Source organism: Micromonospora sp. Mcm103, from assembly GCF_024519755.1.
Taxonomy (GTDB): domain Bacteria; phylum Actinomycetota; class Actinomycetes; order Mycobacteriales; family Micromonosporaceae; genus Micromonospora; species Micromonospora aurantiaca.
In genome coordinates this window covers 28,823-47,328 of sequence record NZ_JALJRJ010000024.1, presented here as the reverse complement: position 1 = coordinate 47,328, position 18,506 = coordinate 28,823, and the positions used below count along the sequence as shown (strand labels likewise).

The 18,506-nt window shown below is 73.4% G+C and carries 21 protein-coding genes; 13 read left to right on the top strand and 8 right to left on the bottom strand.

The annotated features are described in order from the left end of the window. Nucleotides 1-174 precede the first annotated feature (174 nt). The 4 genes from OC439_RS25355 to OC439_RS25340 all read right to left on the bottom strand — a co-directional run bounded on the left by OC439_RS25355 (nucleotide 175) and on the right by OC439_RS25340 (nucleotide 2,090). Nucleotides 175-540, bottom strand: a complete 366-nt coding sequence (locus tag OC439_RS25355; protein ID WP_262015628.1) for a hypothetical protein — start codon at nucleotides 538-540, stop codon at nucleotides 175-177. Nucleotides 541-569: 29 nt separating this feature from the next. Beyond that, on the bottom strand, nucleotides 570-818 hold the full coding sequence (locus tag OC439_RS25350; protein WP_026268772.1) for a hypothetical protein: 249 nt from the start codon (nucleotides 816-818) through the stop codon (nucleotides 570-572). Between the two features lie 77 nt (nucleotides 819-895). Then, nucleotides 896-1,366 (bottom strand): large conductance mechanosensitive channel protein MscL, encoded by a 471-nt coding sequence (mscL, locus tag OC439_RS25345; RefSeq protein WP_262015627.1) that lies wholly within the window; start codon nucleotides 1,364-1,366, stop codon nucleotides 896-898. A 40-nt stretch (nucleotides 1,367-1,406) separates the two neighbouring features. Continuing rightward, nucleotides 1,407-2,090, bottom strand: a complete 684-nt coding sequence (locus OC439_RS25340) for a FadR/GntR family transcriptional regulator (RefSeq protein ID WP_262015626.1) — start codon at nucleotides 2,088-2,090, stop codon at nucleotides 1,407-1,409. Between the two features lie 49 nt (nucleotides 2,091-2,139). On the opposite strand from OC439_RS25340, the gene OC439_RS25335 reads away from it, so the two are divergent. Further along, a complete protein-coding gene (locus tag OC439_RS25335; RefSeq protein ID WP_262015625.1) occupies nucleotides 2,140-3,408 on the top strand; it encodes an MFS transporter in 1,269 nt (422 codons plus the stop codon). 10 nt (nucleotides 3,409-3,418) lie between these two features. Here the strand turns inward: OC439_RS25335 and OC439_RS25330 are convergent, their stop codons facing one another. Continuing rightward, the gene (locus OC439_RS25330; RefSeq protein WP_135242831.1) at nucleotides 3,419-3,775 is read right to left on the bottom strand and encodes an STAS domain-containing protein; all 357 of its coding nucleotides are present in this window, start codon (nucleotides 3,773-3,775) and stop codon (nucleotides 3,419-3,421) included. Nucleotides 3,776-3,934: 159 nt separating this feature from the next. Here OC439_RS25330 and OC439_RS25325 point away from each other — a divergent pair, with 159 nt between their 5' ends. From OC439_RS25325 to OC439_RS25300, 6 genes are read left to right on the top strand one after another with little or no spacing between them, the layout of a single operon-like run. After that, nucleotides 3,935-4,795, top strand: a complete 861-nt coding sequence (locus tag OC439_RS25325) for an STAS domain-containing protein (protein WP_262015624.1) — start codon at nucleotides 3,935-3,937, stop codon at nucleotides 4,793-4,795. Then, nucleotides 4,795-5,205 (top strand): STAS domain-containing protein, encoded by a 411-nt coding sequence (locus OC439_RS25320; protein ID WP_262015623.1) that lies wholly within the window; start codon nucleotides 4,795-4,797, stop codon nucleotides 5,203-5,205. The genes OC439_RS25325 and OC439_RS25320 overlap by 1 nt, the downstream gene beginning before the upstream one ends. After that, entirely contained in the window at nucleotides 5,202-5,621 is a 420-nt protein-coding gene (locus tag OC439_RS25315) for an ATP-binding protein (RefSeq protein WP_252451931.1), read from the top strand. Before OC439_RS25320 ends, OC439_RS25315 begins: the two co-directional genes overlap by 4 nt. After that, nucleotides 5,618-6,631 (top strand): SpoIIE family protein phosphatase, encoded by a 1,014-nt coding sequence (locus OC439_RS25310; RefSeq protein WP_262015679.1) that lies wholly within the window; start codon nucleotides 5,618-5,620, stop codon nucleotides 6,629-6,631. Before OC439_RS25315 ends, OC439_RS25310 begins: the two co-directional genes overlap by 4 nt. Continuing rightward, nucleotides 6,628-7,974, top strand: coding sequence for a sensor histidine kinase (locus OC439_RS25305; protein WP_262015622.1), 1,347 nt, complete (start codon nucleotides 6,628-6,630; stop codon nucleotides 7,972-7,974). The genes OC439_RS25310 and OC439_RS25305 overlap by 4 nt, the downstream gene beginning before the upstream one ends. Before the next feature lie 2 nt (nucleotides 7,975-7,976). After that, entirely contained in the window at nucleotides 7,977-9,515 is a 1,539-nt protein-coding gene (locus tag OC439_RS25300; RefSeq protein ID WP_262015621.1) for a SpoIIE family protein phosphatase, read from the top strand. Between the two features lie 26 nt (nucleotides 9,516-9,541). Here the strand turns inward: OC439_RS25300 and OC439_RS25295 are convergent, their stop codons facing one another. Continuing rightward, a complete protein-coding gene (locus OC439_RS25295) occupies nucleotides 9,542-10,330 on the bottom strand; it encodes a helix-turn-helix domain-containing protein (RefSeq protein ID WP_262015620.1) in 789 nt (262 codons plus the stop codon). Nucleotides 10,331-10,361: 31 nt separating this feature from the next. Between OC439_RS25295 and OC439_RS25290 the strand changes: the two genes are divergently transcribed. The 4 genes from OC439_RS25290 to OC439_RS25275 all read left to right on the top strand — a co-directional run bounded on the left by OC439_RS25290 (nucleotide 10,362) and on the right by OC439_RS25275 (nucleotide 13,742). After that, the gene (locus OC439_RS25290; protein WP_262015619.1) at nucleotides 10,362-10,928 is read left to right on the top strand and encodes a TIGR03086 family metal-binding protein; all 567 of its coding nucleotides are present in this window, start codon (nucleotides 10,362-10,364) and stop codon (nucleotides 10,926-10,928) included. 71 nt (nucleotides 10,929-10,999) lie between these two features. Then, nucleotides 11,000-11,536, top strand: a complete 537-nt coding sequence (locus tag OC439_RS25285) for a PadR family transcriptional regulator (RefSeq protein ID WP_262015618.1) — start codon at nucleotides 11,000-11,002, stop codon at nucleotides 11,534-11,536. After that, entirely contained in the window at nucleotides 11,533-12,234 is a 702-nt protein-coding gene (locus tag OC439_RS25280) for an ABC transporter ATP-binding protein (RefSeq protein ID WP_262015617.1), read from the top strand. The genes OC439_RS25285 and OC439_RS25280 overlap by 4 nt, the downstream gene beginning before the upstream one ends. Further along, nucleotides 12,231-13,742 (top strand): FtsX-like permease family protein, encoded by a 1,512-nt coding sequence (locus tag OC439_RS25275; protein WP_262015616.1) that lies wholly within the window; start codon nucleotides 12,231-12,233, stop codon nucleotides 13,740-13,742. The genes OC439_RS25280 and OC439_RS25275 overlap by 4 nt, the downstream gene beginning before the upstream one ends. Before the next feature lie 4 nt (nucleotides 13,743-13,746). Here the strand turns inward: OC439_RS25275 and OC439_RS25270 are convergent, their stop codons facing one another. After that, nucleotides 13,747-13,890, bottom strand: coding sequence for a hypothetical protein (locus tag OC439_RS25270; RefSeq protein ID WP_262015615.1), 144 nt, complete (start codon nucleotides 13,888-13,890; stop codon nucleotides 13,747-13,749). Between the two features lie 22 nt (nucleotides 13,891-13,912). Here OC439_RS25270 and OC439_RS25265 point away from each other — a divergent pair, with 22 nt between their 5' ends. Continuing rightward, on the top strand, nucleotides 13,913-14,860 hold the full coding sequence (locus OC439_RS25265; protein WP_262015614.1) for a threonine/serine dehydratase: 948 nt from the start codon (nucleotides 13,913-13,915) through the stop codon (nucleotides 14,858-14,860). 14 nt (nucleotides 14,861-14,874) lie between these two features. Here the strand turns inward: OC439_RS25265 and OC439_RS25260 are convergent, their stop codons facing one another. Next, complete coding sequence (locus tag OC439_RS25260) at nucleotides 14,875-16,971, bottom strand: S9 family peptidase (protein ID WP_262015613.1); 2,097 nt, start codon at nucleotides 16,969-16,971, stop codon at nucleotides 14,875-14,877. Nucleotides 16,972-17,071: 100 nt separating this feature from the next. Between OC439_RS25260 and OC439_RS25255 the strand changes: the two genes are divergently transcribed. Continuing rightward, nucleotides 17,072-18,502 (top strand): FAD-binding oxidoreductase, encoded by a 1,431-nt coding sequence (locus OC439_RS25255; RefSeq protein ID WP_262015612.1) that lies wholly within the window; start codon nucleotides 17,072-17,074, stop codon nucleotides 18,500-18,502. The last annotated feature ends 4 nt before the right edge of the window (nucleotides 18,503-18,506 follow it).

Here is an 18,506-nt window from a genome sequence, read left to right as displayed (position 1 = left end):
ACGTGAGCGCGCGCAATGTTTTTGAAGATCAATGATCAAGGCATTCATCTGCGATTAGAGCGCAAAGTCACGCCATTGGGACTCTGTGCAAGCGGATTGGTGAGCGCCTTTTCGGGGCAACTTGCATTGATCATTGATTACCGTGGGTGATAAATGCATCACCTCTGCCGGGGCTCACTCCTCGGCGGGTAGCTCCGTGACCGGGACGGTGAGGCGTACCGCGCCGTCGCTCACCGCGGCGATCCGGTCGGCCAGCACGTAGACCGCGCCGGTGCGGACCAGTTCGGTGGAGACCTTGAGGTAGCCGTCGCGCAGCAGCCGGGCGGCCAGGTCGGCCGGTACGTCGGGCTCCTCGACCGCCGCCGACTCGATCAGCTCGTCCAGGCTGCTGCCCGGGTCGACCGGGGCGGGCGCCTGCACTGTCACCGCGGCCGGGTCGCCACGCTGCACGAGATCGACTGTGCCCACCTCGACGCCTGCGGAGTCGACCACCCGCATGCCGGTGGTGACCCGGGAGACGGTGTCCTGCTGCTGGCTCATGCAGAAGCGGTTCCCGGGGCGCGCGGGCGCTAAACGGACGGGGCCCAGCCGCCCGGCGGGCGGGGGGACAGCTCGCGCCAGGTGTCGGTGCCGTCCAGCAGCGCGCGGACCGTCTCCTCGGCCTCCTCGACGCTGGCGTGCTCGTAGAACCGGGAGACCCCCTCGGCGCCGCCGGCCCGCTGCTCCACGTGCCAGCGGTCGCCGTCCACCCGGAGGAAGACGTCACGCCGGGCGAGGCGTCCCCATTTCCCGTTCCACCAGTGCCTACGCTGCTCCATGCCCGGACTCTATCGAACATGTGTTCGATAGACGTCGGCCCCCGCGGGATTCCCGCGAGGGCCGATCGGCTATGGCGTCAGCGCGGCGCGGGCGGCTCCTGCCGGCGGCCGAGCGCGTCGTCCAGGGCGCTGCGCTGGCCGGGGGTGCCGTGGTTGCCGGCGAGCAACGCGTCCCGGATCTCGGTGAGCAGCTTGACCTCCTCGCTCGGGGCCGACGGCGGCGGCTCCTCGCCGCGCTTGCGCCGCTCGGCGAGCCTGTTCATCGGGTAGACGACGAGGAAGTACAGCGCCGCCGCGGTGAGCAGGAACGTGATCGCCGCGTTGACGAAGGCCACCCAGTCGAACGGGATCTCACGGAACGTCGGCGTCGAGCCGGTGAGCCCGTTCTTGCTGCCGGTGATCAGCGCGATGAACACCCGCACCAGCGGTTCCAGGAACGACTTGGTGAGCTGGGTCACCACGCCGGTGAACGCGGCACCGATGACGACACCGACCGCCAGGTCGACGACGTTGCCGCGCATGATGAAGTCTTTGAAGCCCTTGAGCATCCGTACTCCCGTGCCCTGATGAGTCTGCGTCGGGGACAACCTATGCCTCGGCGGGCCCTTCGAGAAAAGCACCGGCCTCGATCGCCGCCCGCTGCGGGTCGCCGTCCCGGATCGCCTCGACCAGCCGCCCGTGGTCCACGTACCGCTCCGGGGTCAGCGCCTCGCCCATCGCCTGGGCCACGGTGCTGCGCAGTGCGGCGCCGACCGACGCGTACAGCTCGGCGAGCATGGCGTTGTGCGCGGCGGCCACCACGACCGTGTGCAGCGCGGCGTCCGCCTCGACGAACTCGTCCACCCGGCCGCCGCGCCACGCGGCCTCGCGGGCCGCGAGCGCGCCGTCGAGCGCCGCCAGGTCCTCGGGGGTACGCCTCAGCGCGGCGAGCCGGGCGGCCTCCACCTCGAACGCGCGCCGGACCTCGATCACCTCGGTCATCCGGTCGTCGGTGAGCCGGCGGGCCACCACCGGCGCCAGTTCGTCGGTCGACACCACGTAGGTGCCGGAGCCCTGCCGGCACTCCAGCACCCCGGCGTGCACGAGCGCCCGGACCGCCTCACGAACGGTGTTCCGCCCCACACCGAGCGCGGCGACCAGTTGCGGCTCGGTGGGGATGCGCCCGCCGACCGGCCACTCGCCGCCGAGGATCCGTTCCCGGAGCTGCTCGATCGTCTGCCGGACCCGGTGACCGCGCGGAGGCACGGCGACGGAATCCCGGGCGGGTGTCACCGGTTACACCTCGTGCCGAAATTCATCCCATGATTGTAGGTTCGAGATCATGACTCCGCCACCTGCGCCCGCCGCGACAGTGCCCGCCCCGGGCGTCACCGCCGCGTCGGGCCGATCCCCGGCGGCCGGCCCGGTCCGGGGCGGTCTGCTCGTCCTGGCCGGGATGCTGCTCGTCGCGCTGAACCTGCGGGCCGCGGTGACCAGCCTCGGTGCCCTGCTCGACGAGATCCGGGTCGGGCTGGGGCTGTCCGGCGCGATGGCCGGCCTGGTCACCACACTGCCCACCATCGCGTTCGCCGGACTGGGCGCGCTCACCCCGTGGCTGGTCCGCCGCTGGGCCGCGCCCCGGGTGCTGGTGCTGGCCATGCTGGCGCTCACCGCCGGGCAGGTGCTGCGCGCGGTCACCGGCTCGGCTGCGGTCTTCGTGCTCACCAGCGCGCTCGCGCTCGCCGGCATCGCGGTGGCGAACATCCTGCTGCCGATGCTCGTCAAGCAGCACTTCCCGCACCGCACCGGACTGGTCACCGGGGCGTACACGATGGCCCTGACGGTGGGCACGACGGTGGCCGCTGCGGCAGCCGTGCCGGTGGCGCACGCGTTCGGCTCCTGGCGGGCCGGACTCGGCATCTGGGCCGGGCTGGCCGCGCTGGCCGTAGTCCCGTGGGTGCCGCTCGCGCTGCGGGCCCGCGCCGCGCGACGGAACGCGCCCCCGGCGGTGGCCGTCGCCACCCCGGCCCGGGTGCAGCCCGCCCGGACCCGGCTCGGCTGGGCCATGGCGGTGTACTTCGGGGCGCAGTCGCTCAGCGGGTACGCGATCATGGGCTGGCTGGCCCAGCTCTTCCGGGACGCCGGCTACCGGCCGGAGGCGGCCGGGCTGCTGCTCGCCGGCGTGACCGCGCTGGGCGTGCCGGTGGCGCTGATGATGCCGACGCTCGCCGGCCGGCTGGCCACGCTGCGTCCGTTGGTGCTGTCGCTGACCGTGTTCTCCGCCGCCGCGTACACCGGTCTGGCGCTCGCCCCGCACGGCCTCGCGCCGCTGTGGGTGCTGCTGCTGGCGCTCGGCCAGGGCGCGTTCCCGCTCATCCTGACCACGATCGGGCTGCGCGCCCGGACCGCCGAGGGCACCGTGGCGCTGTCCGCGTTCGCGCAGAGCACCGGGTACGTGATCGCGGCGCTCGGGCCGCTGCTGGTGGGCATCCTCTACGAGGCGACCGGCGGCTGGACCGCCCCGCTCGGTTTCCTGCTGGTGGCGCTGGCCGTGCAGACGGCGGCGGGCATGGTGATCGCTCGTCCCCGCTTCATCGAGGACGAGCGCTGAGCGGGATCGGTCAGGAGGAGGCTGGGGTGGGATCGCCCGCGACGGCCTGCTCGACCGTCGGGTACGTGTGCAGCACCTCGACCAGACCGCTGACCTCGAGGATGCGCAGCACGCCGCGCTGCGGTGCGGCCAGCCGGACCACGCCGCCGACCTCGTCACAGTTGTTCTTCGCCCGGACGAACACCGACAGGCCGGTGGAGTCGCAGAACGACACCTCGGCCAGGTCGAAGACGAGGCGGCTGCGCCCCTTGTCCAGCAGATCCGTGATCTGGTCCTGGAGCTGCGGTGCCGTGGCCATGTCCAGCTCGCCCGCGACCGACACGACGACCACGTCGCCGCGCTGTTCCGTGTGCACCGTCAAGGACATTCGTCGACCTCCTGTGTTCGGGGGAAACGGTATCCCACGATGGGCGCGCCGCGCAGAACGGGAGCGGTCACGGGTGCGGTCGATCATTCTTTGCTCCGCGACAAGTACCGCGTCAGCCTCCGGTGATAGAGTCCGCCCGTCCAAATCAGGGAGGTCAGCATGGCGTTGAGCGCCGAACAGGGTGGTCGGCTCGCCCACCTGCTCAGTCAGCACGCGGACCGGCTGACCAACCGCTGGACGGAGATCGTCGCCAGTTCGCTGCGCGGTCGCCTGAGCCGGGCCGAGCTGGCCCGGCAGGTCCAGGAACTGCACCGCGCGCTGATCGACGCCGGTCGCCAGGGCGTCTCCGACCTGGCCGGCGAGCACGGCGGTGAGCTGCGGGCGGTGCTGTCCGAGCTGTCCACCAACCGGGCCCGCCAGGGATTCTCCGCCACCGAGACCGCGATCAGCGTGTTCGCGTTCAAGGACGCCCTGCTGGAGCTGATGGAGGAGGAGAAGGGCGACGAGACCCTGCGCGACTTCGTCTCCATCTCCGCGCTCGTCGACCAGATGGGCCTGTTCACCTTCGAGACGTTCGTCCGCGCCCGGGAGAGCCTGATCGCCGACCAGGCGGAGCAGCTGCTGGAGCTGTCCACCCCGGTGGTCAAGCTCTGGGAGGGCGTCGTCGCCGTCCCGCTGGTCGGGACGCTGGACTCGGCCCGCGCCCAGGTGGTGATGGAGCGGCTGCTGCAGACGCTCGTCGACACCGGCTCGCCGTACGCGATCATCGACATCACCGGCGTGCCGGCGGTCGACACGCAGGTCGCGCAGCACATCCTCAAGACCGTGGTGGCCGCCCGGCTGATGGGCGCCGACTGCATCATCTCCGGCATCCGCCCGCAGATCGCCCAGACGATCGTCGCCCTCGGCATCGAGTTCGGCGACATCGCCACCAAGGCGAGTCTCGCCGACGCGCTGCGCCACGTGCTGCGCCTGACCGGGGTCGAGACCACCGCTCGCCGCCCGCGGCGGGAGTCCTGATGGAACGGGTGCCGATCCTCAAGATCGGCGACATCCTGCTGGTCTCCATCCAGGTCGACATGTCCGACCAGACGGCGATCCAGTTGCAGGAGGACCTCGCCGAGCGGATCGTCGCCACCGGCTGCCACGGCGTGATCATCGACATCACGGCGCTGGACATCGTCGACTCCTTCGTCGGCCGGATGCTGTCCACCATCGCGTCCATCTCGAAGGTGCTGGACGCCGAGACGGTGGTGGTCGGCATGCGCCCGGCCGTCGCCATCACCCTTGTCGAGCTGGGGCTGTCGCTCAACGGCATCCGTACCGCGCTGAACGTCGAACGCGGCATGGAGCTGATCGCGGTCAGCCGCGCCGACGAGTGGGACCAGGCGGCCGACGACGAGGACACCGAGACGACGGCGACGGCATGACCACGGGCGTCGACCTGGGTGTGCCGGCGACCCAGGCGATCCGCAGCGACGAGGACGTGGTGCGGGTCCGGCAGTTGGTGCGTACCACAGCCGTCGCGGCCCGGCTCTCCCTGGTCGACCAGACGAAGCTCGTCACCGCCGCCAGCGAGCTGGCCCGCAACACGCTGATCTACGGCGGTGGAGGCAGCGCCGAGGTGAGCACCGTCTCCGACGGCCGCCGGCGCGGCGTGCGGATCGTCTTCGCCGACGAGGGACCGGGCATCCCCGACCTCGACCTGGCGCTCACCGACGGCTACACCACCGGCGGCGGGCTGGGCCTGGGACTGAGCGGCGCCCGCCGGCTCGTCGACGACTTCGACATCCGCACGGCTGTCGGCGAGGGGACGCGGATCACCGTCACCAAGTGGTCGCGATGATCGCCGACGTGGTACCCGACCACGGCATCTGGTTTCGGGTCGACACCGGCGCGACAGCCGGCAGCGTACGCCGGGCGGCCGAACGTCTCGGCCGGCAGCTCGAACTGAGCGCGCCGCGCGTCGCGGACCTGGCCATCGTCACCGCCGAGCTCACCAGCAACCTGGTCAAGCACGCCCGCGAGGGCACGCTCCTGATGCGCCCCGCGCGCCGGGGCGGGCAGGCCGGGGTGGAGCTGGTGGCCATCGACTCCGGTCCCGGCATGGCCGACCTGACGCTCTCCTCCGTCGACGGCCACTCCACCGCAGGCACGCTCGGCATCGGGCTCGGCGCGATCACCCGGCAGTCGAGCCGGTTCGACGGCTACTCGACGCCCGGCCGGGGCACTGTCCTCGTCGTCCAGGTCTGGGACGCCGCACCGCCGGAGCCGGACTGGGCAGCCGGACTGGCCCGGCCGATCACCGGCGAGCAGACCAGCGGCGACGGGTACGCGGTCCGCCAGGTCGACGGCCGGCGGCAGGTGCTGGTCTCCGACGGGCTGGGCCACGGACCGCTCGCCGCCGCCGCCACAGGTGCCGCCGTGTCCGCGTTCCGCTCCGCGCCGGACGGTCCGCCGGACGTCGTGGTACGGCACCTGCACGCCGCCATGTCGCACACCCGGGGCGCGGCGCTCGCGGTGGCCGAGCCGGATCCGGCTGCCGGACTGCTCCGCTACGCCGGGCTCGGCAACATCGCCGCGATGATCGTCGCGCCGGGCGAGCGGCGCCGCGGCCTGGTCTCGCTGCCGGGCATCGCCGGGCACCAGCGTCCGGCGATCCGCGGGTACGACTACCCCTTCTCGCGCGACGCCACCCTGGTCATGCACAGTGACGGGGTGGTGGATCGCTGGGACCTGGACGACTATCCCGGGCTCGCCGGGCGCAACCCGCTGCTGGCCGCCGCGACGCTGCTGCGTGACGCCGGCGTCCGCCGCGACGACGCCTGCGTCCTGGTGGCCCGGGGGGCGGCATGACCGGACCCCTCCTGCACCTCGCGCTCCGGGTGGAGCAGGACATCTTCCTGGTCCGGCAGCGGGGCCGGGAGGTGGCCGCGGCGGTCGGGCTGGAACATCAGGACCAGGTCCGGATCGCCACCGCGCTGAGCGAGGTGGCCCGGGAACTGCTGCACGGGGCAGACGGCGCGGACGTCACGTTCGCCCTCGACCGCGACGCGGTGGGCCGCCCGGTCCTCCAGGTGGACCTGTCGCCGCTGCGTCCGCTCCCCGGTGGACGGTACGAGCCGCAGTCCGGCGCCGTCGCGCGTCTGGTGGACACGTTGCGGGTGGTGGCCGTCGATGGCGATACGGTCGTGAGGATGTCCCGACGAGTGCCCGACCACGCCGAGGAGCTGACGGCTGATCGCGCCGCCGAGCTTCGCGCCGAGCTGGCCGAGCGCGCGCCGGGTTCCGCGCTGGACGAGTTGGCCGCCCAGAACGCGCAGCTCATCGCCGCCCTCGACGAGGTACGCAGCCAGCGCGACGAGCTGGCGGTGCTCAACTCCGAACTCCAGGAGACCAACCGGGGCGTGATGGCGCTCTACAACCAGCTCACCGAGGAGCTGGAGGAGACCAACCGCGGTGTGGTGGCGCTCTACGCCGAGCTGGACGAGAAGTCCGCCCAGCTACGGGCCGCCAGCGAGTCGAAGAGCCGGTTCCTGGCGAACGTCAGCCACGAACTGCGCGCCCCGGTCACCGCGATCATCGGCCTGGCCCGGCTGCTCGCCGACTCCGCCTCCGATCCGCTCACCGGTGAGCAGGCCCGCCAGGTGGGGCTGATCCGCTCCTCGGCGGGTGACCTGCTGGGGCTGGTCAACGAGCTGCTCGACCTGGCCAAGGCGGAGTCGGGCCGGATCGAGCCGGACTGGTCCGAAGTCGACCTGCGCGCCGTGTTCGGGCAGTTGCGCGGCACGCTGCGGGCACTCGCCACCCGCCCCGAGGTGGAACTGGTGGTCGAGGAACCGCCGACGCCGGCCACCGTGCGCTCGGACGAGGTGCTGCTCGCCCAGGTGCTGCGCAACCTGCTGCACAACGGGCTGAAGTTCACCGAGCGCGGCGAGGTACGCCTGCGCGCCGAGCGCCGCGGCGACCAGTGGACGCTGTCGGTCACCGACACCGGCGTGGGCATCCCGCCGGAGCTGCACGAACGGGTCTTCGAGGAGTTCTACCAGGTGCCCGGCACGACCCGGGTCGGCGGCACCGGGCTCGGCCTGCCGTACGCGCGACGGCTGGTCACGCTGCTCGGCGGGACGCTGGTGCTGACCAGCGAAGCCGGCCGGGGCAGCACGTTCACAGTGGCCCTCCCCGTGGGCGGAGCGTGACGGTGGACGGCGGGCCGGTGACCGTGCTTGTGGTCGACGACAGCGGCCCCAAGCGATATCTGCTGGTCAACTGGCTGACCCGGGCCGGCTTCGTCACCGTCGAGGCGGAGACCGGCACGGCGGCGCTGGACCGGGTGGCCCGGGAACACATTGACCTCGTGGTGCTCGACGTCCGGCTGCCCGACATGAGCGGCTTCGAGGTGTGCGAGCGGATCAAGGAGGCGTACCCGTCGATCCCCGTCATCCACGTCTCCGCGCACGCCGTCGACGTGGTGGACCGGGCGCAGGGCCTCACCCGCGGCGCGGACGCCTACCTGGCCGAGCCGATCGAGCCGGAGGAACTGGTCGCCACCGCCCACGCGGTGCTGCGCTACTACCAGGCCCGGCGCCGGGCCGAGCAGCTCGCCGAACGGCTCGCCGCGCTCGCCGACGCCACAGTCGAGATGCACGCGACACCGAACTTCGTCCGGCTGCTGGAGGCGGCCGCGAGCGGCGCGGCACGGATCTTCAACGCCCCCGCGGCGGTCGTCGCGGAGACGTTCGACGGGGACTGCCTGGCCGGAGTGGCGGTCGACCCGCACACGCCGGCCACCATCGTGCCGTGGGTGGTGGACGACACCGGAGTGCCGATCGGCACCCGGGTACGCGTCGACGAGCCGGCCAACTGGGCGCTGGCCGGCTGGCCGGACGGCGACACCGTGACGGTTGCCGCGTCCCGGCTGCGCGAGGACCGGGCCCCGCTCTACGTGGTGGTGCCGACCGCCACCCAGACCGTACGCACGCCGGTGCTGGTGCAGCTCGCCCAGGCGGTCGCCTCGGCGGTGGAGGCGCAGCGGTCCTTCGACGAGGAGCACCGGATCGCTGTGACGTTGCAGCGCAGCCTGCTGCCGCAGCGGCTGCCGGACGTGAACGGCCTGGACCTGGCCGTCCGGTACGAGCCGGCGAGCGCCCAGACCGAGGTGGGCGGCGACTTCTACGAGCTGGTGATGCTCGACGGGCACCTGCTGGTGGCGATCGGTGACGTGGCCGGGCACTCGCTGCACGCCGCCACCGTGATGGCCGAGCTGCGGCACGCGGTGCGGGCGTACGCGGTCGAGGGGCACCAGCCGGGCGTGATCCTGGACCGGGTCAACGAGCTGATGCGCACCCTGCTGCCGACCGAGCTAGCCACCATCTGCGTCCTGCTGCTCCACCCGCCGACCGGGCTGGTCCGGCTGGCCAGCGCCGGGCACCTGCCGGCACTGCTGAGCCGGGACGGGCGGGTCGAGTTCGTGACGCAGTCCGCGCCGCTGCTCGGCGTACGCGCGCCGCGCCCGCCCGACCTCGAGTTCGTGCTGCCCGCCGGGGCCACGCTCGTGCTCTACACCGACGGGCTGATCGAACGGCGGGACGCCACGATCGACGACGGCATGGCGGCGCTCGGCGTGGCCGCCACCCGGGTGGACGACGACCTGGACGAGTTCTGCCGGCGGCTGCTCGTCGAGCTGGCACCGCCGGAGATCCACGACGACGTGGCGGTGGTGGCGGTCCGCCGCCGCTGACCCGCATCGGCGCGGCCCGCCCCGCGTCACTGTCGCAGGGCGGCCAGCGAGCGGGCGTACGCCGCGGGTGACACCCCGGCGACGGCGGTGAACTCGCGGACCAGGTGGGCCTGGTCGGCGTACCCCAGATCGGCGGCGACCCGCGACCAGTCGAGCGGCCCGGCGGCGGCCTGTTCGATCGCCTCCTGGAGCCGGTAGCGGCGGATCACCCACTTCGGACCGACGCCGACGTGGTCCAGGAAGAGGCGCTGGAGCCGGCGGACGGAGACGGCCCGCCGCCGGGCGAAGTCGGTCACCCGCAGCACGGTCCGGTCGGCGCGGATCTCCTCGACCAGGGCGGTGGCCTCCGCGTTGAGCGGATCAGCGACCGGCGACCACGAGGTCAGCAGGGCGTCCAGGCTCGCGCAGCGCTCGTCGTCGGTGCCCGGGCAGACCGGCCCGTCCGGGATCGGTACGCGCCGGCCGGTCAGCTCGGCGACCGGGCGCCGCCAGAACGGCCGGAAACCGCCCGGGCGGAACTGGACGCCGGAGACCCGGCCGGCGCCGTGCAGCGTGACGGCGAACAGGCCGGTGTCGACGCCGGCGATCTCGCCCTGTTCGGGCGCGCCCTCCTGCGCCTGGAACACCACGTTCACGGCGGGATGCGGCACCACCCGTTGCTCGAACGGCTCGTCCAGGTCCCAGTCGATCAGCCAGTAGTGCTCCACCCACTGGCGCAACGCCGGGGCGGCCATCCGGCGCCGGAACCGGACCTGCTGCCGAAGCCGGACGGGATCGAGGATGCCCCGGTTGTCACGCCGCGGTTCGTGTCGCATTTCTTCAAGACCGCCCTCATACGCTGCCACTATGAGCACGAAGACTAGTGAGCTGCTCGCCGTCGCGGCGCCGCGTACGGCGGCGGTGGTACGGGGCATTTCGGACGACCAGCTCGCCCTGCCCACGCCCTGCCCCGACTACACAGTGCGCGACCTGCTCAATCACCTGTTCGACGTGGTGGTCAACTTCCAGGCGCTGGCGCGTCGGGAGGAGGTCGACTGGTCCGGCAAGACCGATCATCTGACCGACGGATGGCGGGACCGGTTCGCGACCGAGACGATCCGGCTCACCGAGGCGTGGTCCGATCCGGCCACGCAGGAGGGCGTCTCGCCCGGCATGGGGTTGCCGCAGGAGACGGTCGGCTCGATGGCGCTGATCGACCTCACCGTTCACGGATGGGATCTGGCGCGGGCCACCGGCCAGGAGTTGACAGTGGACCCCGCGGTGGTTGCGGCGGGGCACGAGTTCATGGACCGGATGGGCGACACGGGCCAGAAGATGGGCGCGTTCGGCCCGCCGGTGCCCACCGACGCGGCACCGGACGGCATGGACGCGCTGCTCGGCCGGGCCGGACGTGATCCGGCCTGGACCCGCTGATCCGAACGGCCCGCGTTGTCCCGCGCGGGCCGTTCTTGACAGCGCTATTCACTCAGCGAATAGTAAGGGAGGTGTCCACTCAGCACGTCCTGCTCGGGCTGCTCGCCGCCGGGCCACGCCACGGCTACGAGCTGAAGCGCGCGCACGACGAGCGCCTGCCCCGGGCCCGGCCGCTCGCCTTCGGGCAGGTCTACGCGACGCTGGCCCGCCTGCACCGGGACGGCCTGGTCGTGCCGGCCGGCCAGGAACGCGACGGCGGTCCGGACCGGACCGCCTACGCGCTCACCGACGACGGGCGGGCGGCGCTCGACCACTGGCTGGGCACCGTCGAACCACCCATGCCGTACGTGGCGAGCACGCTGTTCGCCAAGGTGGTCGTCGCGCTCCTGGTGGCAGACGCCGCCCAGGCCCGCGGCTACCTGATCGCCCAGCGCCGGGCGCACACGCAGCGGCTGCGTGAGCTGACAGCGCTCAAGACCGCCCCCGGTGCCCGCCTCGACGAGGTGGTCGCCGCCGATTTCGCCGTCGCCCACCTCGACGCCGACCTCCGGTGGCTGCACACCACCCTGGACCGGGTCGTCGACTGGCACCGGGAGGTGCACTCGTGACGTTCCTGCAAGCGCGCGGCGTGGTCCGCGCGTACGGCCACACGCCCGCGCTGCGTGGCGTGACGCTCGACGTGGCCGAAGGCGAGATCCTCGCGGTCACCGGGCCGAGCGGATGCGGCAAGTCCACCTTGCTGCACTGCCTGGCCGGCATCCTGCGTCCCGACGCCGGTCAGGTCACCTGGCGCGGTGAACGGATCGACACGTGGCCGGAGGCGGCCCGCTCCCGGCTGCGCCGTACCGAATTCGGGGTGTTGTTCCAGTTCGGCCAGCTCGTCGCCGAGCTGACCGCGGCGGAGAACGTCGCCCTTCCGTTGTTGCTCGCCGGCACGGGGCGGCGAGCGGCACGGACGGCGGCACTCTCCTGGCTGGACCGGCTCGGTGTGGCCGACGTCGCCGACGTCCGGCCCGGCGAGATGTCCGGCGGGCAGCAGCAACGGTGCGCGCTGTCCCGCGCCCTGGTCACCGAACCACGGGTGATCTTCGCCGACGAACCGACCGGCGCGCTCGACACGCTGGCCGGTGAGCAGGTGCTCACCCAGATCGTCCGGCTGGCCCGCGAGCAGCGCACCACAGTCGTGCTGGTGACCCACGAGCCGCGCATCGCCGCGTACGCGGACCGGGAGGTGAGCCTGCGCGACGGCAGGGTCGACCACACCGGCCTCGGGCTCGACCCGGCGCTGCCGGGCGGATCACGGTGAGGCCGGGCACGCTGCTGCGGCTCGCGCTGGCCGGCACCCGCACCGACATCGCCCGGGTGGTGCTGACCGCGGTGAGCGCCGCGCTGGCGACGCTGGCCGGGCTGGCCGCGCTGACAGTGCTGGCGGTGGTGAAGCCGCCCGGCGATGCCTGGACGCAGTCCGACCAGTACACGAACGCCCTGCTGCGGGAACCCGGCCTGCGTCCCGGCGTCGCGTTCGCGGTGCTGCTGCTCTGCGTACCGGTGCTGGGACTGGCCGGGCAGTGCGCCCGCCTCGGTGCGCCCGGCCGGGACCGGCGGCTCGCCGCGTTCCGGCTGGCCGGCGCCACCCCCGGGCAGGTCACCCGGGTCGCGGTTGCCGAGACCGGCGTGGCGAGCCTGCTCGGTACCCTCGTCGGCCTGGCCGTCTTCCTGGCCGGGCGCCGGCTGCTGCACCGGCCCGACGCCGACGGGCGGCTGCCGCTGCCCACCGACGTGCGTCCGGCGCCGGTCGCCGTGGCCGCCGTGGTGCTCGGCCTGCCGCTGGTGGCCGCGCTGGTCAGCGCGCTGCTGCTGCGGCGGGTCACCACCACCCCGTTCGGCGTCGTACGCCGGGTCCGCACCCGGGCGCCCTGGCCGTGGCCGGGCGTGCTCGTCCTCGCCGCGCTGGCGATGTTCGCCGCGATCCGCCCGCTCCTGCTCTGGTACGAACGGCGTGGCGCGGTGGCCCCCGACTGGCTGGTGCCGACATTGCTCGTCGTCGGCGGGCTGACCGCGATGATCGGCGTGGTGTCGGGCACCGGCTGGATCTCGTACCACACCGGCCGGCTGCTGCACCGGCACGGACGCGGCCCGGCCGCACTGCTGGCCGCCCGCCGGCTGGCCGCCGACCCGTGGGCCGGCAGCCGCACGTTCGCCGCGCTGCTGGCCGCGCTGATCTTCGGCGCCGGTGCCGCGGGACTGCGTGCCGACTTCCAGGCCGAGGCCGAGGTGACCCGCCGCACCGGCTCCGGACTTGCCGACCCGGGCTTCTACCTCGGCGCGATGGACCTGGTCGACCTCGCGGTCGTGGTGGCGATCGCGATCGCCGGCGGCGGGCTGCTCGTGGCGGTGGTCGAGGGGATCACCAGCCGGCGGCGGGCGTACGCGGCGCAGGTGGCGACCGGCGTGCCACGGGCCACCATCGGCCGGTCGCTGCTCTGGGCCGCGCTCGCCCCCGCCGTACCCGCGATCGGGCTCGCGCTGACGGTCGGCTACCTGCTGGTCCGGGGCGTCATGCCGGCACCGAGCAACGGCGGCTTCACGCGGACGATCTGCGACGCCGGCACGGAACTGTGCGGCGACCCGGCCACCGCGGCGCGGTACACCCGTACCGAATGGGTGCCGAAGACGACTGTTCCGCCGGACGTACCGTGGGATCAGCTGGCCTGGCTCGCGGCGGGCGGGCTGGCGGCGGTGCTGTGCACGGTCGTGGCCGGCCTGCTGTTCCTGCGCACCGCGACCTCGGTGGAGGAACTGCGCGCGGGCTGAGCGGTCAGCGGCCGAGCAGGCCGGCGGAGCCGGCGACGGTCAAGCCGATCACCGTCGAACAGCAGCAGACCACGAGCGCGGCGGCGACCACCACGAGGATCAGCCAGGTCGGTCCCCGTCGCGCCGCCGCGGGCTCCTCCGCACTCATGCGGGCAGTCTAGGTTGGTGCGATGGAGCTGATCTCGATCGCCGATGTCCGCGCCGCCGCAGAGGACGTCGCCGGCACCGTGCTGCGGACTCCGCTGGTGCCGGCGCTCTGGGACGATCAGCTGTGGCTCAAGCCGGAGAACCTGCAACCGGTGGGGTCGTTCAAGCTGCGCGGGGCCACCCACGCGGTGGCCCGGCTCGACCCGGCGACCCGGTCGCGGGGCGTGGTCACCCACTCGTCGGGCAACCACGGTCAGGCGCTGGCGTACGCGGCCCGCGCGTTCGGCGTGCCCTGCACAGTGGTGGTCCCCGAGGGCGCGCCGGAGGTCAAGGTGACCCGGATGCGGGCACTCGGTGCGGACGTGCGACTGGTGCCGCCGGCCCGCCGGTTCGCCGAGGCGGAACGGATGGTGGCGGAGACCGGCGCGACGCTGGTGCCACCGTTCGACCACCCGGCGGTCATCGCCGGGCAGGGCACCATCGGGCTGGAGATCGTCGCCGACCTGCCGGACGTCGACGTGGTGCTGGTGCCGGTCGGCGGCGGCGGGCTGGGCTCGGGCGTCGCCACGGCGGTCAAGGCGCTGCGCCCGTCGGCCGCCGTGATCGGCGTGGAGCCGGCACTGGCCGCCGACGCCCAGGAGTCGCTCGCCGCCGGCGAGGTGGTGGTCTGGGACGTGGAACGCACCTACCGGACCTGCGCCGACGGGCTGCGTACGAACCTGTCCGCGTTGACGCTCGCCCACCTGCGCGAGCGGCTCGACGGCATCGTCACGGTCACCGAGGACGAGATCATGGCGGCCACCGGCCGGCTGCTGCGGGACGTGCGGCTGGTGGCCGAGCCGAGCGGCGCAGTCGCCCTGGCCGCCCGGCTGTTCCACAGTGGCGAGCTGCCGACCGGCCGTACCGTCGCGGTCGTGACCGGCGGCAACGCCGACCAGCACGTGCTGTCCGCCGCGCTCGCCCAGGTGTAGGGAAGGGCCCCTCCTTACACGGCGCGGCCGACGCGGTCGAGGATCCAGGCGTTGACGAACGCCTCCTCGCGCCACGAGTCGTAGCGGCCGCTCGGACCGCCGTGACCCGCGCCCATCTCGGTCTTGAGCAGGTAGTCGCCGGCCGGCGCGAACGACCGCAGCCGGGCGATCCACTTGGCCGGCTCGTGGTAGAGCACGCGGGTGTCGTTGAGGCTGGTCACCGCCAGGATCGCCGGGTATTCGACGGTGGTCACGTTCTCGTACGGCGTGTACGACTTCATGTACGCGTAGACCTCGGGGTCGTCGAGCGGGTTGCCCCACTCCTCCCACTCGGTCACGGTCAGCGGCAGCGACGGGTCGAGGATCGAGGTGAGCGCGTCCACGAACGGCACCTGCGCGACGATGCCGGTGAACGCGTCCGGGGCGAGGTTCGCCACCGCGCCCATCAGCAGGCCGCCGGCCGAGGCGCCCCGGGCGACCAGCCTGTCGCTCGCCGTCCAGCCCGCCTTGACCAGGTGCCGGGCGCAGGCCACGAAGTCGGTGAACGTGTTCTTCTTGGCCAGCAGCTTGCCCTCGTCGTACCAGCGCCGGCCCAGCTCACCGCCGCCCCGGATGTGCGCCACCGCGAAGATCACGCCGCGGTCGAGCAGGCTCAGCCGGGCGATCGAGAACCACGGGTCCATGCTCGCCTCGTACGAGCCGTAGCCGTAGATGACGGCGGGCGCCGAACCGTCGCGCGGCGTGTCGCGGCGGCAGACGAGCGAGATCGGTACGCGGGTGCCGTCGTCGGCGAGCGCCCAGTCCCGGTGCTGCTCGTAGTCGGCCGGGTCGTACGCCCGCCCGTCCGGCCCGGGAAGGACCGGCTTCTGCCGGCGCAGCGTCAGCTCACGGGTCACCAGGTCGTAGTCGTAGACCGAGTCGGGGGTGACGAGCGAGGTGTAGCGCAGCCGTACCTCGTTCGTGCGGTACTCCGGGTTCGCGTCCAGCCCCACGCTGTAGATCGGCTCGGGGAAGTCGATGTCCCAGCTGTCGTCGCTGCCCACCGGCAGCACCCGCAGGCCGGTCAGCCCGTTGGTGCGCAGCGACACCACGAGGTGGTTCTCGAACGCGTCGACCGCCTCCAGCCGGGTGCCGGGCGTGTGCGGGATCAGCGGCTCCCACTCGCCCGGCGCGTCCGCCGAGGTGTACGCCAGCGCGAAGTCTTCCGCGCCGTCGTTGTGCAGGATCAGGAAGCGGTGGCCGTGGTGCTCCACCGCGTACTCGATGCCCTGACGCCGCGGGGCCACGACGGCGGGCGCACCGGTCGGGTTGGACGCCGGGATCACCCACACCTCGCTGGTGATCTTGCTGTGGATGTCGATGACCACGAAGCGCTCGGAGCGGGTCAGCTCGACGCCGACCCAGAACCGCTCGTCGTCCTCCTGGTGGACCACCACGTCCTCGGTGGACGACGTGCCGACGGTGTGCCGCCAGACCCGGTTCGGCCGCCACGCCTCGTCCACCGTCACGTAGAACAGCGTGGACGCGTCACTGGACCAGGCCGTGCCGTAGAACGTGTCCGGCACCTCGTCCGGCAGCGACTCGCCGGTGGTCAGGTCCTTGATCCGCAGCGTGAAGCGCTCGTCGCCGGAGAAGTCGGTGGAGTAGGCCAGCCAGCGCCCGTCCGGGCTGACGTCGAACGCCCCGAGGGAGAAGAAGTCGTGCCCCTCGGCGAGCTGGTTGCCGTCGAGCAGCACCTCCTCGCCGTCGAGCGGGGCGCCGTCCACGCTGACCGGGGGCGCCGTCTCGCCCGCCCGCACCGCGCGGCGGCAGTGCACGCCGTACTGCTGCCCCTCGACCGTACGGGTGTAGTACCAGTAGCCGTCCTTGCGCGTCGGCACCGACAGGTCGGTCTCCTGGGTGCGCCGGCGCGTCTCCTCGAACAGCTCCGCGCGCAGCCCGGCCAGGTGGGCGGTGCGCGCCTCGGTGTACGCGTTCTCGGCGTCCAGGTACGCGATCGTGTCCGGGTCGTCCTTGACGGCGAGCCAGGCGTACTCGTCGATCACGGTGTCACCGTGGTGGACGCGCTCGGACGGGACGCGCTTGGCGACGGGCGGTGGGGTTTCGGTCACGGCGCCACGTTACCGGTCGCCGGGCCGCCGCCGGGCTCGCCCGCCGACCGAATCCCACGACTCGCCGCCAGGTCTTTCGAACATGTGTACGATAACCGCCATGGCGGATGCGGCACGTTCCACCCCCCGGCTCGGAGCCCTCGACATCACCCGGAAGCTGGCCGCGATCTGCGGCGACCCGTTCGCCCGCTTCGCCGGCCCGGCCGACGAGGTGGCCGGCCGTACCGCCCGATGGGTGGCAGTGCCGGGCGGCCCGCACGCCGCGGCGGAGGTGTTGCGGCTGGCCGCCGCGTACGACCTGACAGTGGTGCCCCGCGGCGCCGGCACGAAGATCGACTGGGGTGCCGCGCCGGAACAGGTGGACATCATGCTCGACACCGGCCGCCTCGCCGGGGTCTGGCACGAGCCGCGTGACGCGGCGGTGGCCGAGATCGGCGCCGGTACGCCGCTGCGCGCGGTCCAGGCCACGCTGGCGCGCACCAACCGGCGGCTGCCCGTCGACGCGCCCTCGCCGGGCGCGACGCTCGGCGGGGTGCTCGCCGCCGACGAGTCCGGTCCGCTGCGGCACCGGCACGGCAGCCCTTGCGCCCAGCTCGTCGGGGTGCGCTACCTCGACGCCGACGGCGAGTTGGTCAGCGTCGGCGAGTCCGGCACGGAGGCGCTCGGCCGGGCCGCCCCGGGCAGCGGCGCCGGCCGGCCGGGTGGCGGGGACGCGATCCTCGGCCGGGGCGAGGTGCCCGGGCTCGACGTGGCCCGGCTGCTCTGCGGCTCGCAGGGCGGGCTCGGCGTGCTCGTCTCGGCCACCATGCGGGTGCACGCCGTGCCGGCCGGGCGGCTCTGGGTGTCCCGTCCGGTGTGGACGCCGCTGGAGGTGCACGACCTGGTCCGGGCCGTCCTGGCCGCCGACGTCGACCCGGCCGCCGTCGAACTGGACCTGCCGGTGCCGGTGCCGCTGCCCCGGCGTCGCATCCCGGCCACGCACCCGTCGGTGGTCAACCGCCCCGACCACCCGGCCGTGACCGGGCGACCGGCGGCGGGCAGCCTGGTGGTGCTGCTGGAGGGCGGCCCGGCCGACGTGACCGAGCGGGCCGAGCGGCTCACCGCGGTCCTCGGCGCCGAGGCGATAGTCGGTCACCACGCGCCGGAATGGTGGGGGCGCTACCCGTTCGCGCCCGGCGACACGGCGCTGCGCATCGAGGTGCCGATAGGCGACCTGCACGCCGCCGTCTACGCGTTGCGCGACGCCACCGGCGGCCCGGTGCCGGTACGCGGCTCGGTCGGCTCGGGCACCGTGCACGCCGCCCTGTCCGGCGCGCTGCCCCCCGAGCGGGTCGCCTCGATCCTCACCGCCGTCCGCAGCGTGCTGATCGCCCGGCGGGGCCGGTGCGTGGTGGTGGCCGCGCCGGCGGCGGTACGCCGTGCCGTGGACCTCTGGGGCGAGTTGCCCGCGTTGCCGCGCCTGCGTAGCGCCAAGGCCCACCTGGACCCGCACCACCGCCTGGCTCCCGGTCGCCTCCCCGGCGGCCTCTGACCGC